Origin of the sequence: Pseudomonas sp. R2-7-07, assembly GCF_003852355.1 — a bacterium.
Classification (GTDB): Bacteria; Pseudomonadota; Gammaproteobacteria; order Pseudomonadales; family Pseudomonadaceae; genus Aquipseudomonas.
Window position 1 is genome coordinate 4,852,950 of the sequence record NZ_CP027759.1, and the last position, 12,737, is coordinate 4,865,686.

12 protein-coding genes are annotated in these 12,737 nt (G+C 58.8%); 3 read left to right on the forward strand and 9 right to left on the reverse strand.

Going from position 1 to position 12,737, the window contains the following annotated elements; translation table 11 throughout:
* Positions 1-179: 179 nt before the first annotated feature.
* The 9 genes from msrQ to mrcB all read right to left on the reverse strand — a co-directional run bounded on the left by msrQ (position 180) and on the right by mrcB (position 9,998).
* Complete coding sequence (gene msrQ, locus C4J86_RS22245) at positions 180-800, reverse strand: protein-methionine-sulfoxide reductase heme-binding subunit MsrQ (RefSeq protein WP_124371872.1); 621 nt, start codon at positions 798-800, stop codon at positions 180-182.
* Positions 800-1,813, reverse strand: a complete 1,014-nt coding sequence (gene msrP, locus C4J86_RS22250) for a protein-methionine-sulfoxide reductase catalytic subunit MsrP (RefSeq protein ID WP_124371873.1) — start codon at positions 1,811-1,813, stop codon at positions 800-802. The genes msrQ and msrP overlap by 1 nt, the downstream gene beginning before the upstream one ends.
* 63 nt (positions 1,814-1,876) lie before the next feature.
* Positions 1,877-2,734, reverse strand: coding sequence for a CDP-diacylglycerol--serine O-phosphatidyltransferase (gene pssA, locus C4J86_RS22255; RefSeq protein ID WP_124371874.1), 858 nt, complete (start codon positions 2,732-2,734; stop codon positions 1,877-1,879).
* Between the two features lie 146 nt (positions 2,735-2,880).
* On the reverse strand, positions 2,881-3,897 hold the full coding sequence (ilvC, locus tag C4J86_RS22260) for a ketol-acid reductoisomerase (protein ID WP_003176099.1): 1,017 nt from the start codon (positions 3,895-3,897) through the stop codon (positions 2,881-2,883).
* Positions 3,898-3,943: 46 nt separating this feature from the next.
* On the reverse strand, positions 3,944-4,435 hold the full coding sequence (ilvN, locus tag C4J86_RS22265; RefSeq protein WP_003176102.1) for an acetolactate synthase small subunit: 492 nt from the start codon (positions 4,433-4,435) through the stop codon (positions 3,944-3,946).
* A gap of 2 nt (positions 4,436-4,437) precedes the next feature.
* Positions 4,438-6,162, reverse strand: a complete 1,725-nt coding sequence (locus tag C4J86_RS22270; RefSeq protein WP_124364410.1) for an acetolactate synthase 3 large subunit — start codon at positions 6,160-6,162, stop codon at positions 4,438-4,440.
* Between the two features lie 431 nt (positions 6,163-6,593).
* Entirely contained in the window at positions 6,594-6,923 is a 330-nt protein-coding gene (locus C4J86_RS22275; protein ID WP_124371875.1) for a YqcC family protein, read from the reverse strand.
* Positions 6,923-7,657, reverse strand: coding sequence for a M48 family metallopeptidase (locus C4J86_RS22280; RefSeq protein ID WP_124371876.1), 735 nt, complete (start codon positions 7,655-7,657; stop codon positions 6,923-6,925). Before C4J86_RS22280 ends, C4J86_RS22275 begins: the two co-directional genes overlap by 1 nt.
* Positions 7,658-7,673: 16 nt before the next feature.
* Positions 7,674-9,998 (reverse strand): penicillin-binding protein 1B, encoded by a 2,325-nt coding sequence (gene mrcB / locus C4J86_RS22285; RefSeq protein WP_124368359.1) that lies wholly within the window; start codon positions 9,996-9,998, stop codon positions 7,674-7,676.
* A gap of 118 nt (positions 9,999-10,116) precedes the next feature.
* Here mrcB and C4J86_RS22290 point away from each other — a divergent pair, with 118 nt between their 5' ends.
* The 3 genes from C4J86_RS22290 to C4J86_RS22300 all read left to right on the forward strand — a co-directional run bounded on the left by C4J86_RS22290 (position 10,117) and on the right by C4J86_RS22300 (position 12,579).
* Complete coding sequence (locus C4J86_RS22290) at positions 10,117-11,673, forward strand: bifunctional aminoglycoside phosphotransferase/ATP-binding protein (RefSeq protein WP_124371877.1); 1,557 nt, start codon at positions 10,117-10,119, stop codon at positions 11,671-11,673.
* A 92-nt stretch (positions 11,674-11,765) separates the two neighbouring features.
* A complete protein-coding gene (locus C4J86_RS22295; protein WP_124371878.1) occupies positions 11,766-12,110 on the forward strand; it encodes a pentapeptide repeat-containing protein in 345 nt (114 codons plus the stop codon).
* A 196-nt stretch (positions 12,111-12,306) separates the two neighbouring features.
* Positions 12,307-12,579 (forward strand): TfoX/Sxy family protein, encoded by a 273-nt coding sequence (locus C4J86_RS22300; RefSeq protein WP_124371879.1) that lies wholly within the window; start codon positions 12,307-12,309, stop codon positions 12,577-12,579.
* Positions 12,580-12,737 lie beyond the last annotated feature (158 nt).

Below are 12,737 nucleotides of genomic sequence, written 5' to 3' on the forward strand. Positions count from 1 at the left end.
TCTACAGCGTTACACGCTGCTGTCAACACCTCTTTTTCAACTTCCTTTTGGCTTCGATGGACTGAAGCAACCTGCCGCCGAAAACTACTTAACTCATTGTTTACCAAGGAGTTTTCCGTTTCGACTGCGCCGGAAGTGGGGCGAATTATAGGCGCACAGAATCTGCCGTCAAGGGTTAATTACGCTTTTGTTGCTGCCGGTGCTTTTTTAGTAATAAGACGCGGGATCCGACGCATCACTGGCGGTACGCGCAGCAACAGAAGCAGTGCACCTATGGAAGCATAGATAGCCCACTCCTTGAGGTTAGCCCGCACTATCCACAGCATATGCAGCAAACCGAGCCCTAGAATCACGTACACCAGGCGATGCAATTTCTTCCAGCGACTGCCCAGCTGGCGCTGACTGTAACGATTGGAGGTCACAGCCAAAACCAGTAGAGACAAAAACCCCAAGGCGCCGACAATTATGTACGGACGCTTACGCAACTCCACGCCCAGCTGCGACCAGTCAAGCCCGAGGACAAATACGCAATAAGCCGCCAGATGCAGCACCACATAGGCAAAGCACCACAAACCCAGCTGCCGGCGCACTGCGATCCACCCCGCCAAACCGCTGAGCTTCTGCAGCGGTGTCATCGCGAGCGTGATCAGCAACAGGATCAAGGTGCCCAGCCCCAGGCGATCCACCAGCACCTTGCCCGGGTCGGGCCCCAGGGCAAAACTCCAGGCCTCATAGAGCCAGAACAACGGCCAGACAGCGACGGCTATAAAGACGCCGATGCGCCAGATCGGATAGCGCATCAGTAATTCTTCTTCAGGTCGAGACCTGTATAGAGAGCCGCGACCTCATCCGCGTAGCCATTGAACATCTGCGTCTCACGCACGTTCGGGCTGAAAAGGCCGCTCGGTAGACGACGCTCCCGTGCCTGGGTCCAGCGCGGATGGTCAACCGTAGGGTTCACATTCGCATAAAACCCATACTCATCGGCAGCAATACTCTGCCAGGTCGTTTTAGGTTGCTCGCTGACAAGACTGATCCGCACAATCGACTTCACGCTCTTGAAGCCATACTTCCAAGGCACGACCAAACGCAGGGGCGCCCCGTTCTGGTTAGGCAGCTCCCGCCCGTACATACCCACGGCAAGGATCGCCAACGGATTCATCGCCTCGTCCAGACGCAGCCCTTCTATATAAGGCCAGTCGATCAAGCCGAAACTGGAACGCTGACCCGGCATGCTCTTCGGGTCCTGTAGCGTTTCGAAGCGGATGAATTTCGCCTTTGAAGTAGGTTCAACCTGCTTGAGCAAGGCGGAAACAGGAAAGCCGATCCAGGGAATCACCATCGACCACGCTTCGACGCAGCGCAGCCGGTAGATGCGCTCTTCCAATTCGTAAGGTTTCATGAAGTCTTCCAAGGCGTAGCGCCCCGGCTTCGCAACTTCACCATCAATCACAACACTCCAGGGCTCAGTCTTGAGCGAACCCGCATTTGCCGCCGGATCGCCCTTGTCTGTGCCGAACTCGTAGAAGTTGTTGTAGTGGGTTGCATCCTTGAACGGCGTGATGGCCTCGCCCTTGACCGTCACAGCCTGCCACTTGGTGCCTGGAAGCTTTTGCGTAAACCAGTCAGGCGCCCTGCCCGGCTCGACATCGGCATAACGTGCCGCCTCTTCGGCACTGGCCCAACGTGGCAAGCTGCTCGCGGCGATACCGGCAAGCGCACCACCGAGCAAGCTGCGGCGAGAGAGGTAGAACGATTCAGGCGTGACATCCGATTCGTGGCAATCGGACGCTTTGGGGATCTTGATTAACATGGCAACTCCGCAGCATTGGAGGACAGGTGCACCAATAGACTGCGGAGTATGGGGGAAATTACATTAAGACAATGTTTTGTCCCGGCGAAGATGCAGCAGGTACTGCACCGGCCCGGAAGCGGCGTAGGCCAAGAAAGCTAACAATAGAATTCTCGGCGGGTCGCTGAACACCACCGCAAACACCAGCACCACCACTAGAATCGCCACGAAAGGCACACGCCCCTTGAGGTCGAACTCCTTGAAGCTGTTGTACTTGATGTTGCTGACCATCAGCATGCCGGCCGCCGCAACCATCAAGGCGACCAGGAACGACATCTTCGAACCCTGGATGCCGTAGTCACTGAACGCCCAGACGATACCCGCCACCACGCCCGCCGCAGCTGGGCTGGCCAGGCCAATAAAGTAGCGCTTGTCGGCAGTACCGACCTGAGTGTTGAAGCGCGCCAGACGCAACGCCGCACCCGCCACATAGATGAAGGCCACCATCCAGCCGACCTTACCCATGTCACCCAGAGCCCAGGCAAACGCCAGCAACGCCGGGGCGACACCAAAGGCAACCATGTCCGACAACGAGTCGTACTCGGCACCGAAGGCGCTTTGAGTATTGGTCATGCGCGCGACACGACCATCCAGGCCATCAAGCACCATGGCGACGAAGATGGCGATGGCAGCAAAACCGAAGTACTTGCTGGCACTTACGGCATCACCCGCCGCCAATGCGCTCTGGGCACTCATCGAGTTGATGATGGAATAGAAGCCGGCAAACAGGTTCGCCGTGGTGAACAGGTTGGGCAGCAGATAGATGCCACGATGCCGGACCTTGCGGCCTTCCGCGTCATGCCCTTCTTCGACATGTTCATCGATTGGCAGCAGGCTTTCGGCGTCAGAAGCCTGGCTTGGCTCTTCGGGACGTTCGCTCATGGACTTTACCTTGCAACGGTGTGAAAAAAATTCGACAGATACTTGCGGCGAGTGTTCGCCCGCAAACGATGCAGCTTTATACCAGAACCCGCTTACCCAAACGAAAAAACGCGGCCGAAGCCGCGTTTTCCCTTGATACGTGCGACTTAGTTCTTGGCTTTGTCGACGATCTTGTTGGCACCGATCCACGGCATCATGGAACGCAGTTGCTCGCCGATGACTTCGATACCGTGGGCGGCGTTGTTACGACGCTTGGCGGTCATCGAAGGGTAGCCGGTCGCGCCTTCGCTGATGAACATCTTGGCGTATTCGCCGTCCTGAATACGTTTCAGGGCGTTGCGCATCGCCTGACGGGACTCGGCGTTGATCACTTCCGGGCCGGTCACGTACTCGCCGTATTCGGCGTTGTTGGAGATCGAGTAGTTCATGTTGGCAATACCGCCTTCGTACATGAGGTCAACGATCAGCTTCAGTTCGTGCAGGCATTCGAAGTAGGCCATTTCCGGCGCGTAGCCAGCTTCAACCAGGGTTTCGAAACCGGCTTTCACCAGCTCAACGGTACCACCGCACAGGACGGCTTGTTCGCCGAACAGGTCGGTTTCAGTCTCGTCCTTGAAGGTGGTTTCGATGATGCCGGTACGACCACCGCCGACACCGGCAGCGTAGGACAGTGCAACGTTCTTGGCGTTGCCCGAAGCGTCCTGGTAGATCGCGATCAGGTCAGGGATACCGCCGCCCTTGACGAACTCGGAACGTACGGTGTGGCCCGGAGCCTTCGGCGCAATCATGATCACGTCGAGGTCAGCGCGCGGCACAACCTGGTTGTAGTGGATCGCGAAGCCGTGGGAGAAGGCCAGGGTGGCGCCCTTCTTGATGTTCGGCTCGATTTCGTTTTTGTACAGCGCGGATTGGAATTCGTCCGGGGTCAGGATCATGACCAGATCGGCAGCCGCCACAGCGGAAGCCACGTCAGTCACTTTCAGGCCGTGGGCTTCAGCCTTGGCAACGGTCGCCGAGCCTTTGCGCAGGCCAACGGTGACGTCAACGCCGGAATCTTTCAGGTTGCACGCTTGAGCGTGGCCCTGGGAGCCGTAACCGATGATGGCGACTTTCTTGCCCTGGATGATCGACAGGTCACAATCTTTATCGTAATAAACTTTCATGAGGTTCCTCTATATATCCAGGCCGTAAGGCCATTCGCTAATTGGGTTAGATGCTGAGTACTTTGTCGCCACGGGCAATCCCGGTGACACCACTGCGTACGGTTTCCAGAATCGAGGCCGTCCCGATCGACTGGATGAAGCTGTCCAGCTTGTCGCTCGTACCGGTCAGTTGAACGGTATAAACGCTGGCGCTCACATCGACGATCTGCCCGCGATAAATATCGGTAGTGCGCTTGATCTCGGCACGCTGGGCACCCGTGGCCTTGACCTTGACCAGCATCAGCTCACGCTCGATGTGGGCACTTTCCGACAGGTCGACCAGCTTGACCACTTCGATCAGCTTGTTGAGGTTCTTGGTGATCTGCTCGATCACCTCATCGTGGCCCACGGTGGTCAACGTCAGGCGCGACAGGGTCGGGTCTTCGGTCGGGGCCACGGTCAGGCTTTCGATGTTGTAGTTGCGTTGCGAAAACAGGCCGACAACACGAGACAGAGCGCCGGGTTCGTTCTCCAGAAGCAGGGAGATAATGTGCCGCATGATTAAGTACGCTCCGTCTTGTTCAGCCACATGTCGCGCATAGAGCCGTCTTTGATCTGCATCGGGTAGACGTGCTCGCTGGTATCCACCTGAATATCGATGAACACCAGGCGGTCCTTCATGGCGAACGCCTCTTCCATTTTCGGCTTCAGATCTTTCAGATCGGTGATGCGCATGCCGACGTGGCCATAGGCTTCAACCAATTTGACGAAATCCGGCAACGATTCCATGTAGGAGTGGGAGTGACGGCTACCGTAGCTCATGTCCTGCCACTGGCGAACCATGCCCAGCACGCCGTTGTTCAGGCAGACGATCTTCACCGGAAGGCCGTATTGCAGGCACGTTGACAGTTCCTGGATGTTCATCTGGATGCTGCCTTCACCAGTCACGCAGGCAACGTCGGCATCCGGAAAGCTCAGCTTTACGCCCATGGCCGCCGGAAAACCAAAGCCCATCGTGCCCAGGCCACCGGAGTTGATCCAGCGGTTAGGCTTGTCGAACTTGTAGTACTGCGCGGCGAACATCTGGTGCTGGCCCACGTCGGAGGTCACAAAGGCATCGCCCTTGGTCACTTCGCACAGGGTTTCGATCACGGTTTGTGGCTTGATGATGCTGCCGTCGCCCTTGTCGTACGGGAACAGCCCGCGATCACCGCGCCATTCGTCGATCTGCTTCCACCAGCTGGCAACGGATTCCTTGTTCGGCGTTTCGCCGATGTCCTTGAGCGCGGCGACCATTTCGGTCAACACACTTTCCACCGGACCCACGATCGGCACGTCGGCCTTGATGGTCTTGGAGATGGACGCCGGATCGATGTCGATATGGATGATCTTGGCATTCGGGCAGAACTTGCTCGCGCCGTTGATCACGCGGTCATCGAACCGTGCGCCGACCGCCAGAATCACATCGGCGTGGTGCATGGCGAGGTTGGCGGTGTAGCTGCCGTGCATGCCGAGCATGCCGACGAACTGACGGTCCGAGCCCGGGAATGCGCCAAGACCCATCAAGGTATTGGTGACCGGCAGGTTGAGCAGCTTGGCCAATTCTGTGAGCGGTGCGGAGCCGCCCCCCAGAATCACGCCGCCGCCGGAGTACAGCACCGGGCGCTTGGCCGCGAGAAGCATTTCCGCCGCCTTGCGGATTTGTCCCGAGTGCCCACGCACGGCCGGGCTGTAGGAGCGCAGCTTGGCTTTCTTCGGGAAAATGTATTCGAATTTCTCGGCCGGGTTGGTCATGTCCTTGGGAATATCCACCACGACAGGGCCCGGGCGACCGGATTGTGCGAGGTAGAACGCCTTTTTCATGATTTCCGGAATTTCCGACGCGTGCTTGATCATGAAGCTGTGTTTCACGATCGGGCGGGAGATACCGATCATGTCGGTTTCCTGGAACGCGTCGGTACCGACCATGGTGCTGGCGACCTGGCCGGAAATGATCACCATGGGAATGGAGTCCATATAAGCAGTCGCGATGCCAGTGATGGCATTGGTTGCGCCTGGGCCGGACGTTACCAGTACCACGCCGGCTTTACCGGTGGCACGGGCATAACCGTCAGCCATATGGGTTGCGGCCTGTTCGTGGCGAACCAGGATGTGGGTAACAGCCGGTTCCTTGAACAGTGCGTCGTAGACATGCAGCAGAGCACCACCTGGGTACCCGTAGATATAGTCGACGCCTTCGTCACGCAAAAAGCGGACGAGCATCTCACCGCCAGATAAAAGCTCCACGTTGTTCACCTCTAAAACGCCAGAATACCGTCCGTTAAAAACCGACGGGTCTTAATAGGTTTACTTCTCAACAGAGCATGAGCGACGGTGGTCGCCGACTACGTCAGCACTGACTGAGCAAGTATTGGGATCGTCCCAAGTGTTGCGGGCTTTTCCCACCCAGCGCGAGGTAACGCGTTGCGGGTGTTACAGGTCGGCGCGGGTGTGCGCCTCATGATCTGCCGAGCGGGACTGCTTCTGGCAGTCCCGATACAGCGGACTTTGGATTCTTCTGTTTCAGGCCCTTCAAGTCAAGCAATAATTGCGCTTTTTTCCGACTAAGCGCATGAGAACGTAGAAGAAAGGCCTGTGAGGAGGGATAAAACTCGCCTGAATGTCGTCAAGCGGTAGAAATATGCGCAAGACTGCCGGAAAAACCGACAGTCAGGCAATTAACCAGCGTCAGCGATCAGTTGGTCGAACTTTTTCAGCGCATTACGCAAGCCAAGGCTCTCTCGCGGACGGTCGGCGTAGACCATTTCGGCCATTTCCAGAATGCCGGAAGCATTGGGCAAAGGCAGATCCTGTTCGAGGATCTGCTTCATGCGTACCAGGAATATCCATTGCAGCCATTGGTGAAAATCCAATGTGTCGACCGAAAAAGGCTCGACGCTGCTAAGCGCCTCGGCGCTGGGGGGCACTGCGTCCCACCAGCCCTGCACGCGCAACTCTCGCTCGATCAATAACAACTGCTCGGCAATCGCCGGGAACCGCCCATCCATCAGAGGCTGACCTTGGCTTTTGCCCGAGCCTGGGCAGCGCCGGCAGCGTCGCCCTGGGCGGCACGCGCGTCACCGATCAACCCCCACAGGCTGGCTTGCAGGTCGGGGCGACCGTTGGCCAGGGTCAAACCACGGCGAGCGAACTGCTCGGCTTGCGGCGCATCACCCTGGGCCAGGCGCACCTGGGCCAGGCGATACAACACTTGTGGTTCGCGAGGAGCAACGCGTTGAGCACGCTCGAGGCTCGACGACGCGCCATTGAGATCACCACCGGCCTGCTGTTGCTGGGCGGTGGTGAGCAGCGCCAGTACCGGGCCATCCAGTTGTTCGTCAGCCGACAGGCCGCCGGCACTGGACGACGAAGGAATACCGCTCGGCGTCGATGGCATGGTGTAAGCGCCCTGGTTGACCGGCGCCGTCTGGATCGGCGTGGAATCGATCGGCGCCGAAGTGCCTGGGCCTGGTGTCCAGGGTTCGGCGCTGATCGGGGCCGCGGTTGCAGCGCCACTGCCAGGCACCATCACCACCACGCCCGAATCCTGTGGCATTGCCTGAGGCTTGGCCTGTGCCGGGCGGTTGGTCACGGTTTGACGAAACCCGCCATTGGCCGAAATCCGGTCATTATTGGAGACGTTGGTACTCGAATCCACCACCGGAATCGAGCCGCGTTGCACGCTGGAGCAACCGCCGAGCAAAGCCAGAACGGTAATCGCTGGAATCCACAACTTGTTCACTTGAAACCCTCTTTGCTTAATTCATCCAGCCCTTGACCCAATCCATCACCGAGTCCGCGTCAGCAGGGGCGCTGCCCCCGCATGCGGCACCGGCTGGTGGCTCGCTGCCGCGAATATACGGCATCTGCACCGCTCCCGGGCAGTTGGCATCCGAACCCTGGCCCGTGTGCGGATCAATCCAGGCCTGCACGATATTGTCCGGCTGCGGCATGTTGAGTGGCAACGGGTCTGCCTTGCGCATGAAGCTGGTCCAGACCTGCAGCGCACCGGTCGCTCCGGTGAATGGCGTCTTGCCATTGTCGTCACGGCCCAGCCACACCACGGCCAATACGTCCTGGCCAAAACCTGCGAACCAACTGTCGCGCGAATCGTTACTGGTGCCGGTCTTGCCCGCCAGCGTCAGGTTCGACGGCAGCACGCTGTAGACCGAGCGCCCGGTACCTTCACGCATCACGCGCTGCATGGCGTTCTGGATCAGGTAGATGGAGCCCGCGTCGAAGCGTTGCTGGATCTGGAACGGGTAGCGCTTGAGCGGTTCGCCCTCGGCGGTCAACACGCTGCGAATACCGCGCATCGGCGTATTAAAGCCACCGTTGGCCAAGGTCTGGTACATGGTGGCCACTTCCATCGGGCTCATGGCCGCCGCACCCAGCAACATCGAGGGGAACGCCGGGAACTCGCGCTCGATACCCAGTCGCGCCAGGGTTTTCAGCACATTCGGCACACCGACTTCCAGCCCTAGGCGCGATGTCGAGATGTTGTAGGAATGCGCCAGCCCCTGATACAGGAACACGGTGCCGTGGGAGCGGCGGTCGAAGTTCTTCGGCGTCCACACCTGGCCATCGGCGCCTTTGATCGACAGCGGGTCATCCGACAGCCAACTGGTCAGCGTGTACTTGCTCGGTTTTTCCAGGGCGGTCAGGTAAACCGCCGGCTTGACCAGCGAGCCGATCGGGCGCACGGCATCCAGCGCGCGGTTGAACCCGGCGAAGCTGGCCTGACGGCTACCGATCATGGCCTGGACCTCGCCGGTTTCCGGGTTGGTCACCACCATCGCGGCTTCTACTTCATCGGAGCCTTTGCGGCCTGTCAGGCGCTTGAAGGTGTCATTGACCGACGCTTCGGCTTTCATCTGCAGGATGGGGTCGAAGCTGGTGAAGATTCGCAGGCCTTCCTCGGTCAAGTCTTCGTCGCGATAGTCCTCGCGCAGTTGGCGTTTGACCAGGTCGATAAAGCCGGGGAATGAGCTATCTGCCAGCTTGCCGCGGGTGGTGACACCCAGCGGCATTTTCTTCGCGGCCGCGACCTGCTCGGCCGTGGCGACGCCCTGCTGTTCCAATACATCGAGTACCAGGTTGCGGCGCTCGAGCGCACGCTCAGGGTTGCGACGCGGGTTGTAATAGGACGGGCCCTTGACCATCCCGACCAGCAACGCGACCTGGTGCAGCTTCAATTCGGACAACGGCTGCCCGAAGAAGAACTGGCTGGCCAGGCCGAAACCGTGCACCGCGCGCTGACCATCCTGGCCGACGAAGACTTCGTTGAGGTACGCCTCGAGGATTTCCTGCTTGCTGTAATGCAACTCCAGCAGCATCGCCATCATGGCTTCGGTGAGCTTGCGGGTGAGGCTGCGCTCATTGGTCAGGTAGAAGTTCTTCACCAATTGCTGGGTGAGCGTGCTGCCGCCCTGGGTCATCTTGCCGCCGGAAGTATTGACCCACACCGCGCGGGCAATCGATTTGGGCGAGACGCCCCAGTGGCTGTAGAAGTCGCGGTCTTCTACTGCTACCAGGGTTTCCAGCAGATACGGCGGCGCCTGATCGAGCTTGATCAGGATCCGGTCTTCAAGATTCTTCGGGTAGATACCACCGATCATCAGCGGCTCAAGGCGTACCACTGGCAGCTTGGCGCCGTTGAGCGACGACAACTCAGCCACGTAATCGCCGGAAAAACGCACGCGTACCGGCTGGGCTTTTTCCAGGCCTTCGTAGAACTGGAAGCCGCGGGTGTTCAGGTCGACAGTATTGCCGCTGACGGCCGCCGCGCCCGGGCCGTTGCTCACAGGTTCGCGGCGATAGCCCAGCGCATCGAGTTCGGTGAGGAAGTCCTCCTTGCTCAACTTCTGGCCGGCGAACAATTCCAGCGGGCGTGCGTACACCTTGGCCGGGATGGTCCAGCGCTTGCCGGAGAACTTCTCCTGGACCACGGCGTCGAGATACACCGCCACGCCGGCGAGCGCCACAAGGCCAACCAGGCCGAGCTTGAGCGCCCAGCCCAGCCACGGGCGCAGGCTGCGCGAAGGAGGTTTTTTACGGGAACGGGGAGATCGGGTTCGAGTCATGGCGGCGGATTATACGCACTTTATTAACGATCAACATGAGCCGGACAGCGGTTTGCACGACCGCCCGTAGCGGCCATAATGCTTGCCATGATTTCTCCCAGACTTTGAAGGATCGCCCGTGAGCCAGTCCCTGATTGCCGCCCTGCAAAACCCGGCTTTGTACCCGCATCCGGTGGAAGCGTTTCAAGTCATTGAAACCCATATTTCCTGGGTGATCCTGACCGGTCCCTATGCTTATAAACTGAAGAAACCGATGAACTTCGGCTTCCTCGATTTCACCGACCTGGAAAAGCGCGGCCATTTCTGCAACGAAGAACTGCGCCTCAACCAGCGCCTGACCGAAGATTTGTATCTTGAAGTGTTGCCAATTACCGGCACCGCCGACGCACCGCAATTGGCGGGCGACGGCCCGGTGATCGAGTACGCGCTGAAAATGCGTCAGTTCCCGCAAAGCCAGATGCTGAGCACCTTGCAAGCCAACGGTGAACTCACCAGCGCGCACATAGACGAAATGGCCAGGCAGATTGCGCACTTCCACCTCAACGCGCCCAAAGTCGCGCAAGAGCACCCGGCGGGCACTCCGGAAGAAGTGATGGCACCGGTCCGCCAGAACTTCGAACAGATCCGCCCGTTCCTGAGTGACAAGGCCGACCTCATTCAACTGGAAGCCCTGCAAGCCTGGGCGCAAAGCAGCTTCGAACGCCTCAAGCCATTGCTGGAGCAGCGCAAGCTCAACGGTTTTACCCGTGAATGCCATGGTGATATCCACCTGGGTAATGCCACGCTGATCGATGGTCATGTAGTAATCTTCGACTGCATCGAATTCAACGAGCCGTTCCGCTTTACCGACGTGTACGCCGACACCGCATTCCTGGCGATGGACCTGGAAGACCGTGGCCTCAAATGCCTGGCACGCCGGTTTATCAGCCAGTACCTGGAACTGACCGGCGATTACCAGGGGCTGGAGTTGCTGAATTTCTACAAGGCTTATCGCGCACTGGTGCGGGCGAAAGTTGCGCTGTTCAGCATGCCGAGCGAAGCCGACCCGGTGCAACGTGCCACCACCCTGCGCCAGTACCGTAATTATGCCAATCTGGCGGAAAGCTACAGCACGATTCCGTCGCGCTTCCTGGCCATCACCCATGGGGTTTCGGCCGTGGGCAAAAGCCATGTAGCCATGCGCCTGGTCGAGGCCTTAGGCGCTGTTCGCCTACGCTCGGACGTGGAACGCAAGCGCCTGTTTGGCGAGCAGCAGGTCGAAAACACCCCGCAAGCCGGCATCTACAGCGAGGACGCCAGCGCTGCGACGTACACACGCCTGAATGAAATGGCCGACACCGTGCTGCGCGCCGGTTTCCCGGTGGTGCTGGATGCCACCTTCCTCAAACGCGCACAACGTGACGCGGCGGCCCGGGTTGCCGAAGCCACCGGCGCCCCGTTCCTGATTCTGGATTGCAATGCCCCTCAGGCCGTCATCGCCAGTTGGCTGGCACAACGTCAGGCAGATAAAAACGATCCGTCCGACGCAACGTTGCTGGTTATTGAAGAACAAAACGCCAGTCGTGACCCGCTGACCGCTCAAGAGCTGCTGTTGAGTAAACGCGTCGAGACCAATGAAAGCGGGACGCTCGATGCATTGGTCGGGCATATTCGTCAACGCTTGCCCGGCCTGTAAGAAATATTTCTTGGTCGTGTCGTCTACTTTGGCGCACGACCCTGCAATAGTGGCACTATAATGGCGCCATAATACCAACAGGAGTCGCCGTCATGAGTCAGCCCAAGCTTCTTGATACCCCGCTCTACGCGCTCCTGCACAAGGACGACATCCGGGGCTTCAATCAGGAGCGCCCCGAAAGCGGCGTTATCGACATGCGCGGCGGCGACTTCCGAGGGTTGGACCTGCGCGAGCTGAACGCTGCGGGGATCGACTTTACCGACGCCTATTTCCGCTCCGCCGACCTGCGCGGGCTGGATTTGCGCGAGTGTTCACTGGAAGGCGCCAGCCTGGCCCATGCGCAGATTTCCGGTACTTACTTCTCACCCGACCTGACGGCTGACGAGATTCTGATGTCGGTGAATTTCGGTACCCGCCTGCGTTACCGCACCAAATAACCTCAAGACTCCGGCTCCCGGCTGCTTTCAAGCTCGCCGGGCGTTTTCCCGTGCCTGGCATGCAGCGTCATTCTTATAAGCTTTTCAGCCGTTCTCGAGCAAAGAATCACGCTTTTCCTACTGAGCGCTACACTCATTTTCAGGCTTGCCTGGTCACGATACCCACCGCACCATTCGGCCGTCGCAAGGAGGCTCGATGAACGATGAGCTGCAACACCTGAAGAATCTTGGCAAGACGTCGGCGCAGTGGCTGCATGCAGCGGGCATCCACAGCGCGTCCGACCTGCGCCGCCTGGGCGCGGTCGATGCTTACCGAGCCGTGCGAACTCGCGGGTTCCGGGCATCAAAAGTGTTGCTGTATGCGATTGAAGGCGCATTGATGGACGTGCATTGGAATGACATTCCCACGGAGCGCAAAGAGGCGTTGAACCTACAGTTGGAGGCGCTCTCAACGCGCCAGAAGACGTAGATTCGCCGATCAATCCAGTAGTATTTTCAGGATTTTTGAGAAAAGTAGGGGAATGTTGTTGACTCTCAAATGAGAATCGTTATGATTATCACAGCTGGTCGCGAGATCAGCCGATAACTGAAAGACCATTGGTTCGGACTCTCAGATTATCTCCTCAT

Excerpts from the sequence above, each read along its gene's own strand:
- msrQ (WP_124371872.1), bottom strand. The coding sequence starts at position 800 with ATGCGCTATCCGATCTGGCGCATCGGCGTCTTTATAGCCGTCGCTGTC.
- msrP (WP_124371873.1), bottom strand. The coding sequence starts at position 1,813 with ATGTTAATCAAGATCCCCAAAGCGTCCGATTGCCACGAATCGGATGTC.
- pssA (WP_124371874.1), bottom strand. The coding sequence starts at position 2,734 with ATGAGCGAACGTCCCGAAGAGCCAAGCCAGGCTTCTGACGCCGAAAGC.
- ilvC (WP_003176099.1), bottom strand. The coding sequence starts at position 3,897 with ATGAAAGTTTATTACGATAAAGATTGTGACCTGTCGATCATCCAGGGC.
- ilvN (WP_003176102.1), bottom strand. The coding sequence starts at position 4,435 with ATGCGGCACATTATCTCCCTGCTTCTGGAGAACGAACCCGGCGCTCTG.
- C4J86_RS22275 (WP_124371875.1), bottom strand. The coding sequence starts at position 6,923 with ATGGATGGGCGGTTCCCGGCGATTGCCGAGCAGTTGTTATTGATCGAG.
- mrcB (WP_124368359.1), bottom strand. The coding sequence starts at position 9,998 with ATGACTCGAACCCGATCTCCCCGTTCCCGTAAAAAACCTCCTTCGCGC.
- C4J86_RS22295 (WP_124371878.1), top strand. The coding sequence starts at position 11,766 with ATGAGTCAGCCCAAGCTTCTTGATACCCCGCTCTACGCGCTCCTGCAC.
- C4J86_RS22300 (WP_124371879.1), top strand. The coding sequence starts at position 12,307 with ATGAACGATGAGCTGCAACACCTGAAGAATCTTGGCAAGACGTCGGCG.